Origin of the sequence: Streptomyces sp. NPDC006610 (genome assembly GCF_040611575.1) — a bacterium.
Taxonomy (GTDB): domain Bacteria; phylum Actinomycetota; class Actinomycetes; order Streptomycetales; family Streptomycetaceae; genus Streptomyces.
This window is the reverse complement of the sequence record NZ_JBEXOP010000002.1, coordinates 109,097-133,315: the sequence shown is the minus strand read 5'-3', so window position 1 is coordinate 133,315 and position 24,219 is coordinate 109,097. Positions and strand designations below refer to the sequence as shown.

19 protein-coding genes and 1 tRNA gene are annotated in these 24,219 nt (G+C 73.6%); 10 read left to right on the top strand and 10 right to left on the bottom strand.

The annotated features are described in order from the left end of the window. Positions 1-324 precede the first annotated feature (324 nt). From ABZY13_RS02350 to ABZY13_RS02335, 4 genes are all read left to right on the top strand, one after another. A complete protein-coding gene (locus tag ABZY13_RS02350; protein WP_356626970.1) occupies positions 325-1,119 on the top strand; it encodes an MIP/aquaporin family protein in 795 nt (264 codons plus the stop codon). Positions 1,120-1,204: 85 nt separating this feature from the next. After that, positions 1,205-2,743 carry a glycerol kinase GlpK gene (gene glpK, locus ABZY13_RS02345; protein WP_356626968.1) on the top strand — a complete coding sequence of 513 codons (1,539 nt, stop codon included), beginning with the start codon at positions 1,205-1,207 and terminating at the stop codon, positions 2,741-2,743. Between the two features lie 116 nt (positions 2,744-2,859). Beyond that, positions 2,860-4,476: a glycerol-3-phosphate dehydrogenase/oxidase gene (locus tag ABZY13_RS02340; RefSeq protein ID WP_356626967.1), complete on the top strand. Its 1,617-nt coding sequence runs from the start codon at positions 2,860-2,862 to the stop codon at positions 4,474-4,476. 272 nt (positions 4,477-4,748) lie between these two features. Continuing rightward, the gene (locus ABZY13_RS02335; protein ID WP_356626966.1) at positions 4,749-5,732 is read left to right on the top strand and encodes a PAC2 family protein; all 984 of its coding nucleotides are present in this window, start codon (positions 4,749-4,751) and stop codon (positions 5,730-5,732) included. Positions 5,733-5,820: 88 nt separating this feature from the next. On the opposite strand, the gene mshC is transcribed toward ABZY13_RS02335, so the two are convergent. The 4 genes from mshC to ABZY13_RS02315 form a co-directional block, all read right to left on the bottom strand. Continuing rightward, the gene (gene mshC, locus ABZY13_RS02330) at positions 5,821-7,050 is read right to left on the bottom strand and encodes a cysteine--1-D-myo-inosityl 2-amino-2-deoxy-alpha-D-glucopyranoside ligase (RefSeq protein WP_356626965.1); all 1,230 of its coding nucleotides are present in this window, start codon (positions 7,048-7,050) and stop codon (positions 5,821-5,823) included. 129 nt (positions 7,051-7,179) lie between these two features. Further along, on the bottom strand, positions 7,180-8,004 hold the full coding sequence (locus ABZY13_RS02325; protein ID WP_356626964.1) for an SCO1664 family protein: 825 nt from the start codon (positions 8,002-8,004) through the stop codon (positions 7,180-7,182). Further along, positions 7,968-8,558: a DUF3090 domain-containing protein gene (locus tag ABZY13_RS02320; protein ID WP_356626963.1), complete on the bottom strand. Its 591-nt coding sequence runs from the start codon at positions 8,556-8,558 to the stop codon at positions 7,968-7,970. Before ABZY13_RS02320 ends, ABZY13_RS02325 begins: the two co-directional genes overlap by 37 nt. Before the next feature lie 86 nt (positions 8,559-8,644). Beyond that, positions 8,645-9,331: a histidine phosphatase family protein gene (locus tag ABZY13_RS02315; RefSeq protein WP_356626962.1), complete on the bottom strand. Its 687-nt coding sequence runs from the start codon at positions 9,329-9,331 to the stop codon at positions 8,645-8,647. A 62-nt stretch (positions 9,332-9,393) separates the two neighbouring features. Here ABZY13_RS02315 and corA point away from each other — a divergent pair, with 62 nt between their 5' ends. Beyond that, positions 9,394-10,386: a magnesium/cobalt transporter CorA gene (gene corA, locus ABZY13_RS02310; protein ID WP_356626961.1), complete on the top strand. Its 993-nt coding sequence runs from the start codon at positions 9,394-9,396 to the stop codon at positions 10,384-10,386. 18 nt (positions 10,387-10,404) lie between these two features. On the opposite strand, the gene ABZY13_RS02305 is transcribed toward corA, so the two are convergent. Both ABZY13_RS02305 and ABZY13_RS02300 read right to left on the bottom strand, forming a co-directional pair. Then, entirely contained in the window at positions 10,405-11,193 is a 789-nt protein-coding gene (locus ABZY13_RS02305; protein ID WP_356626960.1) for a ferritin-like domain-containing protein, read from the bottom strand. A 274-nt stretch (positions 11,194-11,467) separates the two neighbouring features. Further along, positions 11,468-12,523: an LLM class F420-dependent oxidoreductase gene (locus ABZY13_RS02300; protein WP_356626959.1), complete on the bottom strand. Its 1,056-nt coding sequence runs from the start codon at positions 12,521-12,523 to the stop codon at positions 11,468-11,470. Positions 12,524-12,671: 148 nt separating this feature from the next. On the opposite strand from ABZY13_RS02300, the gene ABZY13_RS02295 reads away from it, so the two are divergent. Then, the gene (locus ABZY13_RS02295; protein WP_356626958.1) at positions 12,672-13,655 is read left to right on the top strand and encodes an aldo/keto reductase; all 984 of its coding nucleotides are present in this window, start codon (positions 12,672-12,674) and stop codon (positions 13,653-13,655) included. Continuing rightward, positions 13,652-15,916, top strand: coding sequence for a helix-hairpin-helix domain-containing protein (locus ABZY13_RS02290; RefSeq protein WP_356626957.1), 2,265 nt, complete (start codon positions 13,652-13,654; stop codon positions 15,914-15,916). The genes ABZY13_RS02295 and ABZY13_RS02290 overlap by 4 nt, the downstream gene beginning before the upstream one ends. Positions 15,917-16,175: 259 nt before the next feature. Here the strand turns inward: ABZY13_RS02290 and ABZY13_RS02285 are convergent, their stop codons facing one another. Beyond that, on the bottom strand, positions 16,176-16,883 hold the full coding sequence (locus ABZY13_RS02285) for a hypothetical protein (protein WP_356626956.1): 708 nt from the start codon (positions 16,881-16,883) through the stop codon (positions 16,176-16,178). 47 nt (positions 16,884-16,930) lie between these two features. Here ABZY13_RS02285 and ABZY13_RS02280 point away from each other — a divergent pair, with 47 nt between their 5' ends. Further along, on the top strand, positions 16,931-17,119 hold the full coding sequence (locus ABZY13_RS02280) for a DUF5703 family protein (protein WP_356626955.1): 189 nt from the start codon (positions 16,931-16,933) through the stop codon (positions 17,117-17,119). Positions 17,120-17,213: 94 nt separating this feature from the next. Here ABZY13_RS02280 and ABZY13_RS02275 read toward each other — a convergent pair whose 3' ends face one another. The 3 genes from ABZY13_RS02275 to ABZY13_RS02265 form a co-directional block, all read right to left on the bottom strand. Continuing rightward, positions 17,214-17,993 carry a chaplin gene (locus ABZY13_RS02275; RefSeq protein WP_356626954.1) on the bottom strand — a complete coding sequence of 260 codons (780 nt, stop codon included), beginning with the start codon at positions 17,991-17,993 and terminating at the stop codon, positions 17,214-17,216. 131 nt (positions 17,994-18,124) lie between these two features. Continuing rightward, complete coding sequence (gene chpH, locus ABZY13_RS02270; protein WP_356626953.1) at positions 18,125-18,358, bottom strand: chaplin ChpH; 234 nt, start codon at positions 18,356-18,358, stop codon at positions 18,125-18,127. A gap of 131 nt (positions 18,359-18,489) precedes the next feature. Further along, on the bottom strand, positions 18,490-19,815 hold the full coding sequence (locus ABZY13_RS02265) for a M20/M25/M40 family metallo-hydrolase (protein WP_356626952.1): 1,326 nt from the start codon (positions 19,813-19,815) through the stop codon (positions 18,490-18,492). Between the two features lie 197 nt (positions 19,816-20,012). Between ABZY13_RS02265 and ABZY13_RS02260 the strand changes: the two genes are divergently transcribed. After that, positions 20,013-20,100 (top strand) — tRNA-Leu (locus ABZY13_RS02260). Between the two features lie 197 nt (positions 20,101-20,297). Beyond that, positions 20,298-24,191 (top strand): Pls/PosA family non-ribosomal peptide synthetase, encoded by a 3,894-nt coding sequence (locus ABZY13_RS02255; protein ID WP_356626951.1) that lies wholly within the window; start codon positions 20,298-20,300, stop codon positions 24,189-24,191. The last annotated feature ends 28 nt before the right edge of the window (positions 24,192-24,219 follow it).

The following is a 24,219-nucleotide window of genomic DNA, read 5'->3' as shown; positions in this document are numbered from 1 at the left end:
GAGACCGGGACGTCCGTACGCCGTCCCGGTCCGCGCCCTACCCTGAAACCGGCCCGGAACGGCAACAAAACGTCTCACAACAGGCACCGCGGTCGCTATCCGCAGATAGGCGGCGGTCGCCCCCGGGGACGGACCGGCAGGTCACGGGAATCAGTAACGATCGGGCTTCCGACAACAGAACTCTTGACGTGCACGGAACGCCGAAGCGAGACTCCCGTCCATCGGTCGGCATTGTCGAACACCTACCGGCAATACGCGCTAGAGTGTGACAACGCCAAGGGCCGGCATCGCTCTTCCCCTGGACGAAGGACAAAGGAGTCGCGGGTGTCCAGCTCCGACATCTTCATCGGCGAGACCATCGGTACCGCCATGCTCATCCTGCTCGGCGGCGGCGTCTGCGCCGCCGTCACGCTGAAGGCATCCAAAGCCCGCAACGCCGGCTGGCTCGCCATCACCTTCGGGTGGGGTTTCGCCGTGCTCACGGCGGTCTACACCTCGGCGCCGCTCTCCGGCGCCCACCTGAACCCGGCGGTCACCGTCGGCATCGCGGTCAAGGACAACGCCTGGGGCGACGTCCCGGCCTACTTCGCCGGACAGCTGCTCGGCGCCATGATCGGCGCCGCCCTGGTCTGGGTCGCGTACTACGGCCAGTTCCACGCCCACCTCACCGACCGGGAGATCGTCGGAGGACCGGGCGCCGAGGACACCGACGCGAAGGCCGTGGAGGCCCGGGAGAAGGGCGCGGGCCCGGTTCTGGGCATCTTCTCCACCGGCCCCGAGATCCGGAACGTGGCGCAGAACCTCGCCACCGAGATCATCGGCACGGTCGTGCTGGTGCTCGCCGTCCTCACGCAGGGCCTCAACGACGACGGCAACGGCCTGGGCATCCTCGGCGCGCTGATCACCTCGCTGGTCGTGGTGGGCATCGGCCTCTCCCTGGGCGGCCCCACCGGCTACGCCATCAACCCGGCACGCGACCTGGGCCCGCGCATCGTGCACGCGCTGCTCCCGCTGCCCAACAAGGGCGGTTCGGACTGGAGCTACGCCTGGATCCCGGTCGCCGGACCGCTGATCGGCGGCGCGCTCGCGGCAGGCATCTACAGGCTGGCCTTCGCCTAGGGATTCGCCTAGACAGTCCGTCAGGACCGCCGCAGCAGCCAGCGCACGTCATCCCCAGTCCGTACCTGTGAATCAGGAGCACACCGTGACCGACGCCCACACCGCCGGCCCGTTCATCGCCGCCATCGACCAGGGCACCACCTCCAGCCGCTGCATCGTCTTCGACCGCGACGGGCGCATCGTCGCCGTCGACCAGAAGGAGCACGAGCAGATCTTCCCGAAGCCGGGCTGGGTCGAGCACGACGCCACCGAGATCTGGACCAACGTCCAGGAGGTCGTCGCCGGCGCCGTCGCCAAGGCGGGCATCACCCGCGACGACATCAAGGCCATCGGCATCACCAACCAGCGCGAGACCACCGTGCTGTGGGACCGCACCACCGGCGAGCCGGTCCACAACGCCATCGTCTGGCAGGACACCCGCACCGACGCCCTGTGCAAGGAACTGGGCCGCAACGTCGGCCAGGACCGCTTCCGCCGCGAGACCGGCCTGCCGCTCGCCTCCTACTTCGCCGGCCCCAAGGCCCGCTGGCTGCTCGACAACGTCGAGGGCCTCAAGGAGCGCGCCGAGGCGGGCGACATCCTCTTCGGCACCATGGACACCTGGGTCATCTGGAACCTCACCGGCGGCGTCGACGGCGGCCGGCACGTCACCGACGTCACCAACGCCTCCCGCACCCTGCTGATGAACCTCCACACCATGGAGTGGGACGAGAGGATCGCCGAGTCCATCGGCGTGCCGACGCGCATCCTCCCCGAGATCCGCTCCTCGGCCGAGGTGTACGGCGAGATCAGGGGCGGCCGCCTCGGCGAGCTGCTCGGCGGCATCCCGGTGGCCTCCGCGCTCGGCGACCAGCAGGCGGCCCTGTTCGGCCAGACCTGTTTCTCCGAGGGCGAGACCAAGTCGACGTACGGCACCGGCACCTTCATGGTGATGAACACCGGCGACAAGATCATCAACTCCTACAGCGGCCTGCTGACCACCGTCGGCTACAAGATCGGCGACCAGGACACGGTCTACGCCCTGGAGGGCTCGATCGCCGTCACCGGTTCGCTGGTGCAGTGGATGCGCGACCAGATGGGCCTGATCTCCACCGCCGCCGAGATCGAGACGCTCGCGCTGTCCGTCGAGGACAACGGCGGCGCCTACTTCGTGCCGGCCTTCTCCGGACTGTTCGCCCCGTACTGGCGCTCCGACGCCCGCGGGGTGATCGCCGGCCTCACCCGGTACGTCACCAAGGCGCACCTGGCCCGCGCGGTGCTGGAGGCCACCGCCTGGCAGACGCGGGAGATCGCCGACGCCATGACCAAGGACTCCGGCGTGGAGCTGGCCGCCCTGAAGGTCGACGGCGGCATGACCTCCAACAACCTGCTGATGCAGACCCTCGCCGACTTCGTGGACGCCCCCGTGGTGCGCCCGATGGTCGCCGAGACCACCTGCCTCGGCGCCGCCTACGCCGCCGGCCTGGCCGTCGGTTTCTGGAACAGCACCGACGACCTGCGCGCCAACTGGCGGCGGGCCGCCGAGTGGACCCCCCGCATGGACGCGGACACCCGCGCCCGTGAGTACAAGAACTGGCTCAAGGCCGTCGAACGGACCATGGGCTGGCTCGAGGACGAGAGCTGACGGGACCCGGACCCGGCCCGCGCGTCGCCCACGGGGCTCTCCCCGGCCTCCCCCGGCACGCGCGGGCCGTCCCCGGCCCCTGGCTCAAGAGAGCTGACGAGGAGCAACCACCCACCATGACCAGCCAGTCCACCCTGCAGTCCGTGCCCGCGCCGGGCACCCGCCCGGCCCACGGCACGGGACCGAGCCGCGCCGAGACCCGGGAGCGGCTCGACAAGGCGTCCTACGACCTTCTTGTGATCGGCGGCGGCATCCTGGGCATCTCCACCGCCTGGCACGCCGCGCAGTCCGGTCTCAGGGTGGCGCTGGTCGACGCCGGCGACTTCGCCGGCGCCACCTCCTCCGCCTCCTCCAAGCTGCTCCACGGAGGGCTGCGCTACCTCCAGACCGGCGCGGTCAGGCTGGTGGCGGAGAACCACTTCGAGCGCCGCGCGGTCTCCCGCCAGGTGGCCCCCCACCTCGCCAACCCGCTCACCTTCTACCTGCCGGTCTACAAGGGCGGCCCGCACGGCGCGGCCAAGCTCGGCGCGGGCGTCTTCGCCTACTCCGCGCTGTCCGCCTTCGGCGACGGCGTCGGCCACCTCCTGTCCCCCGCCAGGGCGCAGGCGGACGTGCCCGAGCTGCGCACCGAGAACCTCAAGGCCGTGGCCGTGTACGGCGACGACCAGATGAACGACGCGCGGATGGCTCTGATGACGGTCCGCGCGGCCGTCGAGGCGGGCGCCGTCGTCCTCAACCACGCGGAGGTCACCGGTCTGCGCTTCACCCGGGGCCGGGTCACCGGCGCCGAGCTGCGCGACCGGCTGTCGGGCGAGGAGTTCGGCGTCGACGCCCGGCTGGTGCTCAACGCCACCGGCCCCTGGGTCGACCACCTGCGCCGGATGGAGGACCCGAAGGCCGCGCCGTCGATCCGGCTGTCGAAGGGCGCGCACCTGGTGCTCAAGCGCACCTCCCCGTGGAAGGCCGCGCTCGCCACCCCGATCGACAAGTACCGCATCACCTTCGCCCTCCCCTGGGAGGACATGCTGCTGCTCGGCACCACCGACGAGCCGTACGAGGGCGACCCGGCCGACGTCGCCGTCAACGACCGGGACATAGCCCAGATCCTCGACGAGGCCGCCTTCTCCATCCGCGACCAGCAGCTCGAACGGGACCTGATCACGTACGCCTTCGCGGGTCTGCGGGTGCTGCCGGGCGGTCCCGGCGACACCGCCAAGGCCAGGCGGGAGACGGTCGTCACCGAGGGCCGGGGCGGGATGCTGTCGGTCGCCGGCGGCAAGTGGACGACGTTCCGGCACATCGGACGGACCGTCATGAGGAAGCTGGAATCGCTGCCGGGCCATCCGCTCGGCGAGGACTTCGAGCCGGTCGCCTCGCTGCCGAAGAAGCTGCCGCTGCCCGGCATCGCCAACCCGCGCGCGGTCGCCCACCGGCTGCTGGTCGACGGCCCGGCGCCCGGCCCGCGCATGGCCGCCGACACCGCCCGCCACCTGGCCACCCACTACGGCTCCCTCGCCTTCGACATCGCCCGCCTGGCGAACGGCGACCCCGCCCTCGCCGAGCGCGTCCACCCGGACGCCCCGGAGATCTGGGCCCAGGTGGTGTGGGCCCGCGACCACGAGTGGGCCGAGACGGCCGACGACGTACTGCGCCGCCGCACCACGCTGACGATCCGCGGCCTGGCCACGGACGAGGTCCGCGCGAAGGTGCAGTCCGTGCTCGACGCGAAGTAGTCCGCAACGGCCCGGGCCCGGCACGGCACGGCACGGCACGGCGGCAAGGGGCGGCTCCCCGCGGATTCCCACGGTTTCCCATGGATTCCCATGGATTCCGGTGGGTTCCCATGGATGGAGCCGCCCCTTCCGCACGTCCCGGGAACGGGTGTTCAACTCGGGTGAGCTGGGCAGTGATCCGTGCACTCCCCCGTCCAGGGGGCTGCGGGCGCCCCCTCCGAACGCCGTAAGGTTGGGTCGTCAAGCGAGAGCACGTCGGAAGGAGGCACTGGGTGATCGAGCTCGAGGGGGTTCCCGAGCTGATCGACCCGGTCATGGTGGCCGCGTTCGAGGGCTGGAACGATGCCGGCGACGCCGCCTCCACCGCGGTCGCGCATCTCGAGAGGGAGTGGAAGGGCGAGGTCTTCGCGGCGCTGGACGCCGAGGACTACTACGACTTCCAGGTCAACCGGCCCACCGTGTGGATGGACGCCGGAGTCCGCAAGATCACCTGGCCGACGACACGGCTCTCGGTGGTCCGGGTCGGCGGCGACAAGCCGCGCGACCTGGTGCTGGTCCGCGGCATCGAACCGTCCATGCGCTGGCGCTCGTTCTGCAACGAGCTGCTCGGTTTCGCGCACGAGCTGGGCGTGGAGCTGGTGGTGATCCTGGGCGCGCTGCTCGGGGACACCCCGCACACCCGTCCGGTGCCGATCAGCGGGACCACGTCCGATCCGGACCTGGCGCGGCGGATGGGCCTGGAGGAGACCAAGTACGAGGGTCCGACGGGCATCGTCGGCGTCCTCCAGGAGGCGTGCACGCACGCGGGAGTGCCGGCCGTGTCGCTGTGGGCGGCGGTGCCGCACTACGTGTCGCAGCCGCCCAACCCGAAGGCGACGCTGGCCCTGCTCAACCGCCTGGAGGACCTGATCGACGTGCGGATCCCGCTGGGCGAGCTGCCCGAGGACGCGCGCGCCTGGCAGGTGGGCGTCGACCAGCTGGCCGCCGAGGACAGCGAGGTCGCGGAGTACGTCCAGACGCTGGAGGAGGCCCGGGACACCGCGGAGCTGCCGGAGGCGTCGGGCGAGGCGATCGCCCGCGAGTTCGAGCGGTACCTGCGGCGCCGGGACGGCGGCGGCACCGCGCCCGGCGGGCACGCCACGGCGGACGGCGGGGACGGTACGACGTCGTATCTGCGGGACAGCCCCGGCGGCCGCACTCGCCCGCCGAAGCCGCCGAAGCCGGACGCGGAGGACGACGAGCCGACCGAGGAATGACCGCCGGACCCGCACACGGTCGACCGGCTGAACGAGAAGGGCGCCCCGTCCGCGACGGGGCGCCCTTCTCGCGTCGTGGCGGCGGCCGTTACAGCGCGACGCCCAGCAGCGCGTCCACCGCGCGGGAGACGATCCCGGGCGCGCCCGCGTCGGCGCCGCCGCTCTGCTCCTGGAGGGCGACCCAGCGGTCGACGGCGGCCAGCGCGGCCGGCGCGTCGAGGTCCTCGGCGAGGGCGTCGCGGATCTGCTCGACGAGCGCCTCGGCGGGCGGTCCGTCGGGCCGGGAGACCGCGGCGCGCCAGCGGCCGAGCCGGGCCACGGCGTCCTGCAGCACCTGGTCGGTCCACTCCCAGTCGGCCCGGTAGTGGTGGGCGAGCAGCGCCAGCCGAATGGCGGCCGGGTCGACGCCGTCGCGGCGCAGCCGGGAGACGAAGACCAGATTTCCCTTGGACTTGGACATCTTCTCGCCGTGCAGGGCGACCATGCCGGCGTGGACGTAGGCCTTCGCCATCGGGAAGTCGCCGGTCAGCACCTGGGCGTGGGAGGCGCCCATCTCGTGGTGCGGGAAGGCGAGGTCGGAGCCGCCGCCCTGGACGTCGAAGCCCATGCCGAGGTGGTCGAGGGCGATGGCGACGCACTCGATGTGCCAGCCGGGCCGGCCGCGGCCGAGGGAGCCGCCGTCCCAGCTGGGTTCGCCCTCGCGGGCGGCCATCCACAGCATCGGGTCGACGGGGTTCTTCTTGCCCGGGCGGTCGGGGTCGCCGCCGCGCTCGGCGGACAGCATCCGCATGGCGGCGGCGTCGAGGCCGGAGACCCTGCCGAAGTTCGGGTCGGTCTCGACGGAGAAGTAGACGTCGCCGTCCAGCTCGTAGGCGGCGCCCATGTCGCGCAGTCGTTCCACCAGCGGAACGATGCCGGGTATCGCCTCGACGGCGCCGATGTAGTGCTTCGGGGGCAGCATCCGCAGGGCCGTCATGTCCTCGCGGAACAGGGCGGTTTCCTGCTCCGCCAGGGCCGCCCAGTCGATGTCGTCGCGCTGCGCCCGCTCCAGCAGCGGATCGTCGACGTCGGTGACGTTCTGGACGTAGTGGACCTGGCGCTGGTTGTCGAGCCACACGCGCTGCACGAGGTCGAACGCGTTGTAGGTCGCCGCGTGACCGATGTGCGTCGCGTCGTAGGGGGTGATGCCGCAGACGTAGATACGGGCGACGGGACCGGGGTCGAGGGTGACGAGGCCGCCGGTCGCGGTGTCGTGGATCCTCAGGTCGCGGCCCTGACCAGGCAGGGCGGGGACCTCGGAAGCGGGCCAGGCATGCATGACTCGAGCCTAACCGGACCGGAGTCCCGTATACGAACCGGATCGGGCGGTTCGGCCGGGAAGGCGCTCTTGTGTTTCCGCGGCCGGTATGCCTTCCGGGCCTCCGCGGCCCGGGAGCCCGGCCGGGGGCTATACGGGTGGCCAGGGAATGGCCGGCCATTCCCCGCCGGGCTCGGGATGCACGCCGGTGGCGAGGAGGGCGTCGATCCTCGCGCGCGTGGCGTCCAGCTCCGCCCCGGTGATCAGACCGGCGAGGCGTCCGGCGAGGGCGCCGCCCGGCGCGAGGTCCTCGCGCAGCCGCTTGAGCACGTCGACGGCCTCGTCCGGCAGCGGCTCCCCGGCCCAGCCCCACAGCAGGGTGCGCAGCTTGTTCTCGGTGTTGAAGGTGACGCCGTGGTCGATGCCGTAGAGCCGTCCGTCCGCGGCGGGCAGCAGATGGCCGCCCTTGCGGTCGGCGTTGTTGATCACGGCGTCGAGGACGGCGAGCCGGCGCAGCCGCGGGTCGTCGGCGTGCACCAGCAGCGCGGTCCGGCCCTCGCCCACCTCGGCGAGGCCGACGGCCTTCCAGCCGGGCCCGGGCTCCTCCGCGTCCACCAGGGCGAGCAGCTCGTCCCCGGGCACGGCCTCGATCCACAGCTGGCACATGCCCTCGCCGTAGGGCCCGTCGCGCAGCACGGTCGGCGGGACCAGGCCCCAGCCGGTCGCCTCGGAGACCTCGTACGCGGCCACCTCGCGCCGGGCGAGGGTGCCGTCGGGGAAGTCCCACAGCGGGCGCTCCCCGGCGACCGGCTTGTACACGCAGGCCGCCTCCCGGCCCTCGTGCGCGACGGTGCAGTACAGGGCGGCGTTGGAGGCGTCACGGATGCGTCCGCGCACGGTCAGCTCGCCGGCGGCGAGCAGCGCGGCGTCGGCGGCCGTCACGCTCCGCGGCGGTATCCGTTCTGGCGCGGACATACGTGTCCTTCCGGGTCGAGCGGCAGGCTGCACAGCGGGCACGGCGGCCGGCCGGCGTTGACGACGTCGAGGGCGCGCTTGGCGAACGCGCGGGCCTGGGCGCCGGTGAGCCGGACCCGCAGCATCGGGGGTCCGTTCTCCTCGTCCTGGAGGAGTCTTTCCTCCGCCTCGGCGAGGTCCTCGTCGGTGTCGGCGTCCAGCTCCACCAGGGCCTGCGCCTCGACGATCATGCGCTCTTCCTCGCCGTCCCAGGCGAGAGCCATGGTGCCGACCCGGAACTCCTCCTCGACGGGGGTGTCCAGGGGGGCGGTGTCGGTGATCTCGGCGGGGGCGACGGCCGGCACCGCCGCGCTGCCGCCGCTGCGCCGCACCACCTCGTCCAGCAGTTCGTCCATGCGTTCGGCGAGCGCGGCGACCTGGGTCTTCTCCAGGGCCACGCTGGTCACCCGGGAGCCGGCTGAGGCCTGGAGGAAGAACGTACGGCGTCCGGGCAGCCCGACCGTGCCGGCCACGAAGCGGTCCGGGGGGTCGTAGAGGAACACCTGACGGGACACGTCCTGTCTCCATTGATCGTGGGTCGACTTCGACTGCGGGCGAGTGCGGCGCTACTGCGACCGCTTCACCCTACTGCGGGCGACGATCACGGTGCGCCCGCACCGCCCCCGACCGGTGCGTCCTGGGCCGGAGGTTCCTGGCGCGGCACCAGGGAGGCGAAGTCCCCGGTGTCGCCGAGGCGCACGACGAAGGGCCGCAGACGGGTGTAACGGATCGCCGTGATGGAACACGGTTCCACAGCGATCCGCTGGAAGAGGTCGAGATGCAGTCCGAGGGCTTCGGCGACGAGGGACTTGATGATGTCCCCGTGGGAGCACATGAGGTACACGGCGTCGGGGCCGTGGTCGCGCTCCACGCGCGCGTTCCACTCCCGCACCGCTTCGGCGGCGCGGGTCTGCATCGTGCGCAGGGACTCCCCGCCGGGGAACGCCGCGGCCGAGGGGTGGGCCTGCACGATCTCCATCAGCGGTTCGTCCTTCAGCTCGGCGAGCTTGCGGCCGGACCAGTCGCCGTAGTCGCACTCGCTGATCCGCTCCTCGGTGTGCGCGGTGAGGCCGGGGCGGGCGTCCAGGAGCGGGCGGACGGTCTCGCGGCAGCGCTGGAGCGGGCTGGTGACGACCTCGGCGAGAGGCAGCTCGGCGAGCCGGCCGGGCAGTGCGGCGGCCTGCTCGGCGCCGCGCTCGTCGAGGGCGACGCCGGGCGTCCGGCCGGCGAGTACGCCTTCGGTGTTGGCGGTGGAACGTCCGTGCCGGACGAGGATCAGCGTGGGCATGCCGACCAGCGTAGGCGCACGCCGGGGTGCACCGGCGTGCCGAGGACGGGAGAGACCGCCGAGTGATCGTGGACTGCGCCATCTACCGGGACGGACGGCGGGCCGAGGGGCCCGAGGATCTGTCCGACGCCCTGGCCGACGCCCGGACGGCGGGCGGGTTCGTGTGGATCGGGCTGCACGAGCCCGGTGAGAAGGAGTTCGCCCATGTCACCGAGGAGTTCGGGCTGCACCCGCTGGCCGTCGAGGACGCCCTGAAGGCGCACCAGCGGCCGAAGCTGGAGGTCTACGACGACTCGCTGTTCCTGGTGCTGAAGCCGGTGGTGTACGAGCCGGAGAGCGACGCCGTGTCCACCGGAGAGGTGATGGTCTTCCTCGGGGACGGCTTCGTGGTGACGGTCCGGCACGGCGAGGGCGCGCCGCTGGCGGCCGTGCGGCGGCGGCTGGAGCGGGAGCCGGAGCTGCTCGGCAAGGGTCCGACGTCGGTGCTGTACGCGATCGCCGACGCGGCGGTGGACCACTACCTGGAGGTGTCCGCGGAGCTCCAGACCGACCTGGAGGAGCTGGAGGCGGAGGTCTTCTCGCCGGACGACGGCGGCTCGCGCCACACGGCGTCGCGGATCTACAACTTCAAGCGGCAGATTTTGGAGTTCCGCCGGGCGACCGGGCCGCTGGCGCCGCCGATGACACGGCTGGCGGGCAATGGGGCGTTCGGCTCGGTGCCGTTCGTCGACGAGCGGGCGCGGCCGTTCTTCCGGGACGTCGGCGACCATCTGACGCGGGTGAACGAGTCGGTGGAGGGCCTGGACCGGCTGGTGTCGGACATCCTGTCCGCGCATCTGGCGCAGATGAGCGTCCGGCAGAACGACGACATGCGGAAGATCTCCGCGTGGGCGGCCATGGCCGCGGTCCCCACGATGATCGCCGGGGTCTACGGCATGAACTTCGAGCACATGCCGGAGCTGCGCTGGGTGTGGGCGTATCCGGCGGTGATCGCCCTGATGGCCGCCCTGGAGGTGCTGCTGTACCGGCTGTTCAAGCAGCGGGGCTGGCTGTGAGGGCGGGCGCGGCCGGGCTCACGCGAACTCGGCGGCGGGAGCGGCGGGTCCGCCGAGGGCGTCGCGGCGGTCGGGCATCCGCAGCGACACCATGCGGCGCAGGCCGCCGAGCCGCTCGTACGCGTACACGGCGTGGATGCCGAGGGCGAGGACGGCGGCCTTGGGCCCGGACCAGCCGAGGATACGGCCCATGTGGGCCATGACGGCGAGGCTGACGTCCCGGTAGACCCGGATCTCGGCGCGGGCGCACTCGCGCAGCGTCCGCCGGATGGCCCGGTCGTGGCCGGCGCGCGCGAGGCGGAGCAGTTCCTCGTGGCAGTAGGCGAGGTGGCTGTCCTCGTCGTCGGAGATCATGCGGACCGCGCGGCCGATGTCGGGGTGGCCGGAGAAGTGCTTGCGCAGCAGCCGCATCTGCTCGGAGGCGCGCTGCTCGGTGACGCGGCTGTGGGCGAGGTAGGTGACGATGTCCTGGACGGTGAGCGGCTCGTCGCGCCGGAGCCGGGCGTGGGCGAGGCCGATGCCGTGGCGTTCCAGGAGCATCGTGTAGTCGGTCTCGGGAGGTACGGGGGCGGGGTCGAGGCCGCGCTTCCTCAGCAGGGCGTTGAAGATCCGGCCGTGCTTGTCCTCGTCGGCGCCGTGGCGGGTGATCCTGGGGGCGAGGGCGCGCTCGCTCTCGGGGACGAGCGCGGCGATGCGGGCGTTCTCCCAGCCGCCCTGGGTCTCGCCGCTCGCGGCGATGGAGCAGAAGAGGCGGAAGGACTCGTCGTGCTCGAGGATCTCCTGGAACAGGCTTTTGGCCGAAAGCATCTGGGGCCCCTCTCTGCGGGATCCGCTCTCTGCGGGATCCGCGAAGTCCGCGAAGAACGAGTCAAAGGGGCCCGTGCGGGGGTGGCAACCGTTCTGTCGGACAACTCCGCCGAAAGAAGGACACGCCGGTCGGCTCGGGGGCGTGACCGCGCGCGGGCCGGCGCGTTGTTCCCGTGACGGCCGTGGCGGGGACGCCCCCGAGCCCCCGCCACGGCCACGCGGCCGCCTCACGCACGCGAGCGGGCCGCGGTTTCCGGCCCGCCCCCCTTGCGTGTCACGCCAGTCCGGCGCGCTCCAGGGCCTCGGTGCCCGCGCGCAGGGCGGTCAGGCGCTCCTCCAGCGTGAAGCCCGCGGGGGCCAGCGTCAGGGTGGTGACCCCCGCCGCCGCGTACGCCTTCATCCGGTCCGCGATGCGGTCCACCGAGCCGAGCAGCGTGGTCCGGTCGATCAGCTCGTGCGGCACGGCCGCCGCGGCGCCCTGCTTGTCGCCGGAGAGGTACTTGTCCTGGATCTCCTCGGCGGCCTGCTCGTAGCCCATGCGGCGGGCGAGCCGGTTGTAGAAGTTCTGCTTGCGGCTGCCCATGCCGCCGACGTAGAGGGCGGTGTACGGGCGGAAGGTGTCGGCGAGGGCCGGGACGTCCTTGTCGTCGCCCACCGCGAGCGGCAGGGTCGGGCAGACGTCGAAGCCGTCCAGGGTCTTGCCGGCCTTCTCCCGGCCGGCGCGCAGGTGCTGGACGGCCGTCTCCTCCAGGTGCTCGGCGGAGGGAAAGATCAGCAGGGCGCCGTCGGCGATCTCGCCGGTCTGCTCCAGGTTCTTCGGGCCGATCGCGGCGATGTAGAGCGGGATGTGCTCGCGCTGCGGGTGGACGGTCAGCTTCAGGGGCTTGCCGGGGCCGTCGGGCAGCGGGAGGGTCCAGTGCTCGCCCTGGTAGGAGAGGCGTTCGCGGGTCATCGCCCGGCGGACGATCTCCACGTACTCGCGGGTGCGGGCCAGCGGCTTGTCGAACCTGACGCCGTACCAGCCCTCGGAGACCTGCGGGCCGGAGACGCCGAGGCCGAGGCGGAAGCGGCCGCCGGAGAGGGAGTCGAGGGTCGCGGCCGTCATCGCGGTCATCGCGGGCTGTCGGGCGGGGATCTGGAAGATGGCCGAGCCCACGTCGATCCGCTCGGTGCGGGCCGCGACCCAGCTGAGCACGGTGGCGGCGTCGGAGCCGTAGGCCTCGGCCGCCCAGCAGACGGCGTAGCCGAGGCGGTCGGCCTCCTGGGCGACGGCGAGGTTGTCCCCGTCCATTCCGGCGCCCCAGTAGCCGAGGTTGATCCCGAGCTGCATGACCTTCCCCTTACTGATCAGTAACGTCCCTTGTGGCCTCGACCCTAGCGTGTGGGGGCGCGCCCGGCGGGGCGCGTGCGGGCGCTGCGCGCATCCGTTGTCCACAGGCATCCCACGGCACGAGTTCCGGCCAGTAATCTCGGCGGTCATGGAGCAGAGGCATCTCGGCCGTACCGGCCTGCGCGTGTCCCGGATCGGACTCGGCACCCTGACCTGGGGCCGGGACACCGACGAGCACGACGCCGCGGACCTGTTGAAGACGTTCTGGGAAGCGGGCGGGAGCCTCGTCGACACGGCCGACGTGTACGGGGACGGGGAGGCCGAGTACCTGCTCGGGCGGCTCGTCGACGGGCTGGTGCCGCGGCGGGACCTGGTGATCTCCACCAAGGCCGGCAGCGTGCCCGACCCTGACCGGCGTTTCGACGGCTCGCGCGGGCATCTGCTGTCGGCGCTGGACGCCTCGCTGGCCCGGCTCGGCACGGACTACGTCGACGTGTGGCACATCCACGCCTACGACCCGGACACCCCGCTGGAGGAGACGCTGCAGGCGCTGGACCTGGCGGTGAGCAGCGGCCGGGCGCGGTACGCGGGCGTCTCCAACTTCTGCGGCTGGCAGCTCGCCAAGGCCGGGACCTGGCAGCTCGCGGCGCCGGGGACGCGCACGCGGCTGGCGTGCACGCAGATGGAGTACTCGCTGCTCCAGCGCGGCGTGGAGCGGGAGGTGCTGCCGGCCGCGATCGACCTCGGGATCGGGCTGCTGCCGTCCTCGCCGCTCGGGCGGGGCGTGCTGACGGGCAAGTACCGCAACACGACGCCGCCGGACTCGCGCGGCGCCTCGGAGCATCTGGCGCCGTTCGTCGAGCCGTATCTTGACGACACGGCCGACCGGATCGTGGAGGCGGTGACCACGGCGGCGGACGGCCTCGCGGTGACCCCGCTCCAGGTGGCCCTCGCCTGGGTTCGCGACCGCCCCGGCGTGACCGCCCCGATCGTCGGCGCGCGCAACGCGCAGCAGCTCACGGCGGCGTTGTCAGTGGAGGCGCTTAGTCTGCCCGACGAGATCTGCCGGGCGCTGGACGACGTGTCCGCGCCGGTGCACCACTACCCCGATCACGACTGGAGCACGCTGTGAGCACGGAGCCGAACACCACCGAGGCCGCGGAGAGCACGACGCCGGGCACCGCGGCGGAGGGCGGCGGGGCGGGGCCCGGGGGTGCGGCAGGCACGGTGACGGGCGGCGCGCCCCGCGGCGCCGGCGAGGAGGACGGCGGGACTCCCGGGGCGGCGGCCCAGGGCAGCGGGCCGGAGGACGGGGAGGGCGGCGCCACGGAGGACGACGGCGCGTCCGGGAGCGAAGCCGAGCCCGGCGGGGCGGAAGGTGCGGGGGGCGCCGAGCCGGGCGGTGCCGCGGAGGGTGCGCCCGGGGCGCTGTCCGAGGCCGAGGCCGAGCTGGCCGCTCAGCGCGTCGAGCGGGAGCGGATCGAGCGGCGGAAGGCCGAGAAGGCCCGGATCGAGGCCGGGGCCAAGCTGAGCGGGAAGGCCGCCGACCTGCTCGCGGCCGTCCGGGCCGTGGAGAGCGGGGAGAAGCCGCCCGCCACCGTCTTCGAGGAGCCCCCGCCGCGCCGGCCGGCCCCCGCGCCCGTACGGCGTCCCCAGCAGCCCGCGCCCGCTCCCGCCGGGCCCGCGCCGGACGCCGTGGAGGCCGTACGGCGGGTGCTGGCCGAGGGCGGGGCGCCCGAGGCCCTGGCCGCGGACACCGCCGCCGTGCTCGGGGACGGCGCGGCCGAGCGGCTGCGTGCCGACCCCTGGCAGCTGCTGCGCGTCGCCGGGGTGCGCCCCGAGCAGGCCGACGGGTTCGCCCGGGCGCTGCTGGGCGCCGAGTGCGGACCGGACGACGAGCGGCGGGGCCGGGCGGTGACCGGCTGGCTGCTGGAGCAGGCGGCGCTCGCCGGGCACACCGCCCTGGAGCTTCCGGCCCTGCACGCCGCCCTGTCCCGGCGGGGCGTCCCCGATCCGGACGGCGCCGTGCAGGGCGCCTTGGCGGAGGGTGACGTCCTGGCCTTCCAGGACGGTGTGGAGGAGCAGGCGGAGGAGGCGGAGAAGGCGGAGGACCCGGCGCCCGTACGGGTTCTCGTGGGGCTTGAGCGGTACGCGCTCGCCGAGGAGAGCCTCGCCGACGGGCTGGCCCGGCTGATCAACTCCGTGCCGAAGGAGGGTCGTCCGGCCGACGAGTGGGAGCGGGCCGCCGCAGGGGCGCGGGGGTCCGCCGCCGATCTGATCCGCGCCGTCGCCGGGCACGGACTCGTGCTGCACACCGGTGGCGAGGCCGCCCGCGCGGAGGCGGCGGAGCTGCTCGCCGCCGCACGCGGTCCGGGGCTGCGGGCCTGGGCCGCCGTCCACAGCCCCGTGGGCCGGGCGCGGCTCGCCGCCCCGGCCCAGTCCGTCGCGACGGTCGCCGGGCTGCTCTCTGGGGCCGAGGGCCCCGGGCGGGATCCCGAGGGAGCGCTGGACCTGGACCTGCTCGTCGTCCTGGACGCGCCCCAGCTCGACGTGGAGACGGCCGCGCTGCTCACGGAGTCGCTGCCGGACGGCGCGCGGCTGGTGCTCAGCGGCGATCCGGGCGTGCTGTGGTCGGTCGGGCCCGGCCGCGTCTTCGCCGACCTGCTCGCCGTGCGCGGCTGCCCGCAGGTGGCCTCCCGGCGGCCGGACCCCGGTCCGCTGGGCGAGCTGGTGTCCGGCATCGGCGTCGGCGAGCTGCTCCAGGTCGAGGCGCCCGGCAAGGAGGTCGTGATCGTGCCGGTGCGGGACGCCGGCGAAGCCGTGCACCGCACCGTGCAGCTCGTCGCCGACTCGGTGCCCCGGGCGTTGGGCGTGCCCGCCGAGGAGACCGTCGTCCTCACGCCGGGCCACGGCGGCGCGGCCGGCACCCGCGCGCTGAACGCGGCCCTGAAGGAGCGGCTCAACCCCGGCCCCGGCCGCTTCGGGGGCTTCGACCCGGGAGACCGGATCGCCTACTCCCCCGCGCCCGGACGCACGCTGCCGGGCCGGGTCGTCACGGCGGACGCCGACGGGCTGCACCTGTCCTGCTTGGGGGAGGCCGTCGTCGTGCCCAAGGAGCGCGTGGAGCGGTCCGTGCGCCACGGGTGGGCGCTGACCGCGCACCAGGCCGTGGGGGCCCGCTGGCCGGCCGCGGTGGTCGTGCTGCCGGGCGACGCCGCGCAGGCCCTCAGCAGGCCGTGGGTCTACACCGCGTTCGGGCGGGCGGAGCGGCATCTGTCCGTCGTCCACGGGGTGGAGCAGGCGCTGCCGCGGGCGGTCGCCGAGGTCGGGCCCAAGCCCCGCACGACCCGGCTGCCGGAGCTGCTGGCGGCGCAGTTGCCGACGACCGGCTGATCCCGGCCCGTGTCCCGGCCGGGCCAATCTGGTCCGGGCCGAGCCGTGCCGCACCGGCCGGGCCAGGCCGGTCCGTCCGAATCGGACCGCGCGGAATCGGACCGCGCGGAACCGGGCCGGGTCGAACGGGACCGGGCCGAACCGGGCGGTCGAGACCGACGAAAACGGCGGCGGCCATCGGGAAGCATCGCTTCCCGGGTGTCCGCCGCCGTCCCGGGCACCTTCCGGTGCGGCCGCCGCCGTGCAGGGCGAGGCTGTGTCACCGGTCCGCGTCGAGCGGCTCCAGCTCCTCGTCCTCGTCCAGCACCACGACCTCGATGTCCTCGTCGTCGTCGGCGTCGTCGATGTCGATGTCGTCCTCGGCGTCGTCGTCGAAGACCGCGCTGACGTCGAAGCGGCAGACCACCTCCTGCGGGTCCACGCCGTCGAACGGCGCCTCCAGCCACTCGCCCGGCTCGGCCGGCTCGTCGGCGGCCGTCACCCACAGCGTGGAGTCGCCCTCCTCCAGGCCGAACTCCTTGTGCCGGGAGGCGATCTCGTCCGGTTCGAACTCCCCGAACAGGATGCCGAGCGCACCGTGGACCGAGCCCGCGAACTCCGCGCCCCGGCCGTCGTCGTCGGCCGCCTCGATCCGCTGGGCCTGCGCCATCAGCCGCTGCGGTTCCGCCACCGCGTAGTCGCGGCGGATCAGCACACTGAGGGCGTTCGGTTCCGCGGGACCCGCGTACGGGGGCAACGAGTCCTCCGCGCCGGGGATCTCGAAGGGGGTGACCTCGTCGTAACGGTCGTAGAGCAGCTCGTCGTACGCCTCCGCGGCCGCGGCCAGCTCGTTGAACGCCTCGTAGACGGCCGGGTCGTCCTCCCCCGACCGGCGTTCGACCGCGGCCAGGTGGCGGTCGAGCGCGGTCTTGACCGCCTCGGCGGCGGCGCGTACCTCGGCAGCGGTGGACTGCGCAGCATCAGACATAGTGCAGACGCTATCCGTACCGGGCCGGTGCCCGCACAATAGATGCGATGCCGGAATACGAATTTGTCGACGTGTACGTGCCGCGCGGGGTCTCCCGCAAGGAGGCGGCACGTCTGCTGACCGACCACGCGGAGTACGGACACTGGGAGTTGCACCGTCTGAGCCTGTTGCGCGACGGCAGCCGCAGGGTGCGGCTGCGGCGGCGGATCATCCGCCAGGTTCGCGCCACCTGGTGATCGGGACGGTGCCGGAACGGAGGACGCCGGAACGGGCCGGGTCCCGCCGTGGCGGGGCCCGGCCCGTTCCGTTCCGCTTCGCCGCGGCGCCGTGCTACGCGGACGTGCGCGCCCTGCGGTAGAGGATCGCGCCCGCGAACAGCGCGCCCGCGCTCAGTGACATGGCCGCGCCCATGGGCAGGCCGCTTCCCGTCTCGGCGAGTTCACCGCCGCCCCCGGACTGGGGCCCGGGCCGGTTGACGCCCGCGTCGGGGCCTTCCTCGCCGCCCGTTTCGCCGGGCCGACCCGGATTGCCCGGGTTGTCCGGCTCGTTCGGCTGCTCCGGCTCACCGGGTTCGCCGGGCTCCCCCGGCTGCCCCGGATCGCCGGGCTCCCCCGGTTCCCCGGGCTCACCCGGCTTTCCCGGTTCTCCCGGCTGTCCCTGCGGCGGCTCGGTGTCGCCGCCGCCCGGGCCGCCGTTGCCGCAGTCGTTGCCCGCCGCCGGGTTGCCGGCGCCCACCACGTCCACGGTGTTGCCGCAGACGTTGACCGGCACATGGACCGGCGCCTGGATCAGATTGCCGGAGCCGACGCCCGGCGACCCCTCGGCCGTGCCCTCCGCCTGGGCACCCCCGGCACCGCCTCCGCCCTGGTTGGCGCAGGCGTTGCCGGCGGCCGGATTGAGCAGGCCGATGACGTTGACGGTGTTGCCGCAGACGTTGACCGGCACGTGCACCGGCGCCTGGACGACGTTGCCGGACAGCACGCCGGGCGAACCGGCGGCCGTGCCGTCGGCCTCGGAGCCGGTGTGGGCGTACGCCTGGCCCCCCATGGCGGCGATCACTCCGGTCGCCGCCGCCATGGTCAGCAGTCCCTTTCGGGTGACCTTTCCCATGATTCCCCATTCCCCCTTCGATCTGTGTGCGCTCGCGTGACGAGGTGAGAAGACCGGTCGGCCCCGGAGCGCATGGCGCGCACTCCGGGGCCGACGGAACTCGGACCCTCAGAAAAACCGTGGGCGGAACGTCACCTGTTGACGCAGGTGTTGCCGAAGGCGGGGTTCAGCACGCCGATCACGGAGACCGTGTTGCCGCAGACGTTCACGGGCACGTGGACCGGGACCTGGACAACGTTGCCCGACACGACGCCCGGGGAGTGCACGGCGGCGCCCTGCGCGCCGGAGTCGGCGACGGCGAGGCCCGCGCCCGCGAGGACCAGGCCACCGGTGGCAGCCGCGGCGGCGACGATCTTCTTGATCATTATTCCTCCTAGTTGGCAATGCGATCCAAGTAGCTGATCGCACCAGCAGTAACGAGGAGGAATGAATAGGGCTACGACCTGATGAGCGCATTCACCCGTCCCGGTAACGACCGGCACACGCGCGCGAATTGTCAGGAGGCGTCGAGGAACCGGTCGAGCACCCGCACGCCGAACTTCAGCCCGTCCACCGGCACCCGCTCGTCCACCCCGTGGAACATCCCCGCGAAGTCCAGCTCCGGCGGCAGCCGCAGCGGCGCGAAGCCGAAGCAGCGGATGCCGAGGTCGTCGAAGGACTTGGCGTCGGTGCCGCCGGAGAGCATGTAGGGCACCGCGCGGGCGATCGGGTCCTCGGCGCCGAGCGCGCTCTGCATGGCGTCGACCAGCTTGCCGTCGAAGTCGGTCTCCAGGGCCTTGTCGCCGTGCACGTCCTCCCGCTTCACACGGGGGCCGAGGATCCGGTCGAGGTCGGCGAGGAACTCCTCCTCGTAGCCGGGCAGGAAGCGCCCGTCGACGTGCGCGGTGGCCTGGCCCGGGATGACGTTGACCTTGTAGCCGGCGCCGAGCATGGTCGGCGCGGCCGAGTTGCGCAGGGTGGGGCCGATCATCTTGGCGATGCCGCCGAGCTTGGCGAGCGTCTCGTCCATGTTCTCGGGGTCGAGTTCGGTGCCGAGGGCGTCGGACAGCTCGTCCAGGAAGGACCGCACGGTCTTGGTGACCCGCACCGGCCAGGTGTGCCGGCCCAGCCGCCCGACGGCCTCGCACAGTTCGGTGATGGCGTTGTCGGTGTTGGTCATCGAGCCGTGCCCGGCCGTGCCCTCGACCGTCAGGCGCATCCAGTGCATGCCCTTCTGGGCGGTCTCGATCAGGTACAGCCGCAGCTTCTCGTTGACGGTGAAGGAGAATCCGCCGACCTCGCCGATCGCCTCGGTGACGCCCTCGAACAGGTCCGGGTGCTCGTCGACGAGGTAGCGGGCGCCGTGGGTGCCGCCGGCCTCCTCGTCGGCGAGGAAGGCGAGGACGACGTCGCGGGGCGGCTTGCGGCCGCTGCGCATCCGGTCCCGGACGACCGCGAGGGTCATCGCGTCCATGTCCTTCATGTCGACGGCGCCCCGGCCCCACACGCAGCCGTCCGCGATCTCGCCGGAGAACGGGTCGTGGGTCCAGTCGGCCGCGTTGGCCGGAACCACGTCGAGGTGGCCGTGGATGAGCAGCGCGGGCCGGGAGGGGTCCTCGCCCTCGATGCGGGCCACCGTGGAGGCGCGGCCCCGGTGGGACTCCAGGATCGTCGGCTCCAGGCCCACCTCGGCGAGCTTCTCGGCGACGTACTCGGCCGCCTTGCGCTCGCCCGGCCCGGAGTGGTCGCCGTAGTTGCTGGTGTCGATCCGGATCAGCTCGCGGCAGAGGTCCACGACCTCGTCCTCGCCGGTGACGCTCCCGGCCGTGTCCGTCTGGCTCACGCTGTTCCTCCCGCTGTCGCCGCTGGTGGTTCCCCCTCATCCTCCCTCCCGGGCGGGCGGGCGCCCAAGACCGGGCCCGGCCGTCACACGCCGTTCACGGGGCGGACCGGCCGCCCGGGGGTGTGATCGGCCCTCGTCGAAAGCCTGGTAATGTTTACGTCGTCGCCGCGGGGGAAACCCTGCACGACACACACCTTGTCCGGGTGGCGGAATGGCAGACGCGCTAGCTTGAGGTGCTAGTGCCCTTTATCGGGCGTGGGGGTTCAAGTCCCCCCTCGGACACCAGTGAAGACCCCTGCTGAGCAGGGGTCTTCTGCATTGTGGGGCATCTCTCGTCGTCCCGCGCCGGTTTCGGCCGGGGCGCGGACCCGCCTCGTACTAAAATTTCCGGCTTGTTACGGAGCTGGATCCGGACAACCCCAGGCGCACCTGCGGGCCCGCCAGCGCCCCGGAGGCTTCCGGGATCGAGACGCGAGGACCCGATGGCAGCCATAGACGAGAGCAGTGCTCTCGGCCTGCTCGGCGACGAGTTCGACCAGATCGACCAGCACGACCAGAACCACCGCTCCCCCACGGGCGCCGCCCTCTTCTCCGGCGGCCCCGCAGCCTCCCCGCGCACGCTGGTCGACGTCTTCGACGCGTCCGTGCGCGCCTTCCCGGACGAGCCGGCCCTGGACGACGGGACCGCCGCGCTGACCTACCGCGCCCTCGCCGCCGCCGTGGAGGGACTGCGCGGGCGGCTGGCGGCCGCCGGGGTGGGGCTCGGGGACCGCGTCGGAGTGCGGGTGCCGTCCGGGACCAACGACCTCTACGTGGCGATCCTGGCCGTCCTCGCCGCGGGCGCCGCCTATGTGCCGGTCGACGCCGAGGACCCGGACGAGCGGGCCGCGTTGGTGTTCGGCGAGGCCGGTGTGCGGGCCGTCGTCGGGGCGGGGCACGAGCTGACCGTGCACGGCCGCTCCGGGACGCCGGCCGCCCGCCCCGGCGTCGGGCACGACGCCTGGGTCATCTTCACCTCCGGGTCCACCGGGAAGCCGAAGGGCGTCGCCGTCAGCCATCGCAGCGCCGCCGCGTTCGTGGACGCCGAGGCCGCGCTGTTCCTCGCCGAGGAGCCGATCGGGCCCGGCGACCGGGTGATGGCGGGCCTGTCCGTCGCCTTCGACGCGTCCTGCGAGGAGATGTGGCTGGCCTGGCGCTACGGCGCGTGCCTGGTGCCGGTGCCGCGCGCGCAGGTCAGGAGCGGCGCCGATCTCGGGCCGTGGCTGGTGGAGCAGGAGATCACCGTGGTCTCCACGGTGCCGACGCTGGCCGCGCTGTGGGAGCCGGAGACCCTCAACGACGTACGGCTGCTGATCTTCGGCGGTGAGGCGTGCCCGCCCGAGCTGGTGCAGCGGCTGGTGACGGAGGGACGCGAGGTCTGGAACACCTACGGGCCGACCGAGGCGACCGTCGTGGCGTGCGCGTCGCTGATGAGCGGCGCGGAGCCGGTGCGGATCGGGCTGCCGCTGAAGGGCTGGGAGCTGGCCGTCGTGGACGAGGCCGGGGAGCCGGTCCCGATGGGCGGCAGCGGCCAGTTGGTGATCGGCGGGGTGGGGCTCGCCCGGTATCTCGACGCGCGGAAGGACGCGGAGAAGTACGCGCCGCTGACGTCGCTGGGATGGGAGCGGGCGTACCGCAGCGGCGACCTGGTGCGGGCGGAGCCGGAAGGGCTGGTGTTCCTCGGGCGGGCCGACGAGCAGATCAAGCTGGGCGGGCGGCGCATCGAACTGGGCGAGGTGGACGCGGCGTTGCAGGCGCTGCCCGGTGTCGCGGGGGCCGCGGCGGCGGTGCGCACGGCTCGCGGCGGCAACCAGTTGCTGGTCGGCTACGTCGTGACGCAGGACGGCTGGGACGCCGCGGCGGCCGTGGCCCGGCTGCGCTCCGAACTGCCCGCCGCGCTGGTGCCGTTGCTCGCGCCGGTCGAGGACCTGCCGACCCGCACGTCGGGGAAGGTGGACCGGGCCGCGCTGCCGTGGCCGCTGGAGAGCGTGGAGAGTACCGGTCCCGTCGAGCAGTTGTACGGCACGGAGGCGTGGCTCGCCGAGCAGTGGAGCGAGGTGCTGGGCGTGCCGGTGGCGAGCGCCGACGACGACTTCTTCGCGATCGGCGGGGGCAGCCTCGCCGCCGCCCGGCTCACCACCCGGCTGCGCGAGCGGTATCCCAGCGCGGCGGTGCTCGACCTGTACCAGCAGCCGGTGCTGCGGAAGCTGGCCCGGCACCTGGAGGAGTCGGCGCAGGGCGACGGGGCCGCGCGAACCGTGGCTCCGGTGCCGCGCCGGGCGCAGGCCGTGCAACTGCTGGTGCTGCTGCCGCTGTTCACGCTGGTGGGGCTGCGCTGGAGCGTGGTGCTGGCAGCGCTCGGGAACGTCCTGCCGGGGTACGCCTGGCTGCCGACGGCCCCCTGGTGGCTGGTGGCGGCGGGCGCGGTGGTGTTCTTCAGCCCGCCGGGACGGCTGGCGCTGGCGGCGGGCGGGGCGCGGCTGCTGCTGCGCGGAGTGCGGCCGGGGCGTCATCCGCGGGGCGGGAGTGTGCATCTGCGGCTGTGGGCCGCGGAGCGGCTGGCCGAGTGCAGCGGGGCGACCTCGCTGACCGGGGCGTGGCTGCAGCGCTACGCGCGGGCACTGGGCGCCAGGGTGGGGCCGGAGGTGGATCTGCACTCGCTGCCGCCGGTCACCGGGATGCTCAGGCTGGGCCGGGGCGCGGCCGTGGAGTCGGAGGTCGATCTGGCCGGGCACTGGCTGGACGGCGACATGCTGGAGATCGGCCCGGTGCGGGTCGGCGCGCACGCCGTGGTGGGGACGCGCAGCGTGCTCTTCCCGGGCGCGCGGGTGGGCAAGCGGGCCGAGGTGGCCCCGGGTTCGGCCGTGGCCGGGCAGATCCCGACCGGACAGCGGTGGGCGGGCGCGCCCGCGGTGAAGCTGGGCCGGGCCAAGCGGAACTGGCCCAAGGAGCGTCCGCCGCGCGGCGGGCTGTGGCGGGCGGCGTACGGGGCGACCGGGTTCGCGCTGAGCGCGCTGCCGGTGGTCTCGGTCGCCGCCGCGCTGGCCGTGGCGGGCCTGTTCGTCGACCCGGACGCCGGCATCGGCGGGGCCCTGCGGGGTGCGGCGCTCGCGCTGGTTCCGGCGACGCTGGCGTTCGGGGCGGCGTACGCGCTGCTGATCCTGGCGGCGGTGCGGCTGCTGAGCCTGGGGCTGCGCGAGGGGACGTATCCGACGCACAGCCGGGGCGGCTGGCAGGCCTGGTCGGTGACGCAGCTGATGGACCGCTCGCGGGAGATGCTGTTCCCGCTGTACGCCGGGCTGGTCACGCCGGTGTGGCTGCGGCTGCTCGGGATGCGGATCGGGCGGGGCGCGGAGGTGTCGACGGTGCTGGCGCTGCCGAGCCTGACGACGGTCGGCGAGGGCGCGTTCCTCGCCGACGACACGCTGACCGCGCCGTACGAGCTGGGCGGCGGCTGGGTGCGGGTCGGGCGGGCGCAGATCGGGCGGCGGGCGTTCCTCGGCAACTCGGGGATGACCGCGCCGGGGCGCAGCGTGCCGGACGGGGGCCTGGTGGGAGTGCTGTCGGCGACGCCGAAGAAGGCGAAGAAGGGCAGCTCGTATCTGGGGCTGCCGCCGGTGAAGCTGCCCCGCAGCTCGGCCGACGCGGACGGGAGCCGGACGTACGATCCGCCGGCCCGGCTGCTGTGGGCGCGGGCGCTGGTGGAGGTGTGCCGGATCGTGCCGGTGTTCTGCTCGGCGGGGATCGCGGTGCTGACGGTGGCGGCGCTCGCGGCGCTGGGCGGCTGGGCGTGGCCGCTGGGCGGGGTGGTGCTGCTCGCGGCGGGCGCGGTGGCGGCCGGGGTGTCGGTGGCGGCGAAGTGGGCGCTGGTCGGACGGCACCGCAGCGGGGAGCATCCGCTGTGGAGCGGCTTCGTGTGGCGCAACGAGCTGGCGGACACCTTCGTGGAGGTGCTGGCGGTGCCGTGGCTGGCCGGGCCGGTGACGGGCACGCCGGTGCTGACGGCGTGGCTGCGCGGGCTCGGGGCGCGGATCGGCCGGGGCGCCTGGGTGGAGAGCCACTGGCTGCCGGAGGCGGACCTGGTGACGCTCGGGGACGCGGCGACGGTGAACCGGGGCTGTGTGCTGCAGACCCACCTCTTCCACGACCGGATCTTGCGGACGGATACTGTGGTCCTCCGTGAGGGCGCGACGCTGGGCCCTGGCGGAATCGTCCTGCCCGGCAGCACCGTCGGCGCCCGTACCACGCTGGGTCCGGCGTCGCTGGTGATGGCGGCGGAGTCCGTCCCGGACGACACCCGCTGGCTGGGCAACCCGATCGAGTCATGGCGCCGGTAGCGGCTCCCGCCGCGCTCGGGGGCGGGGA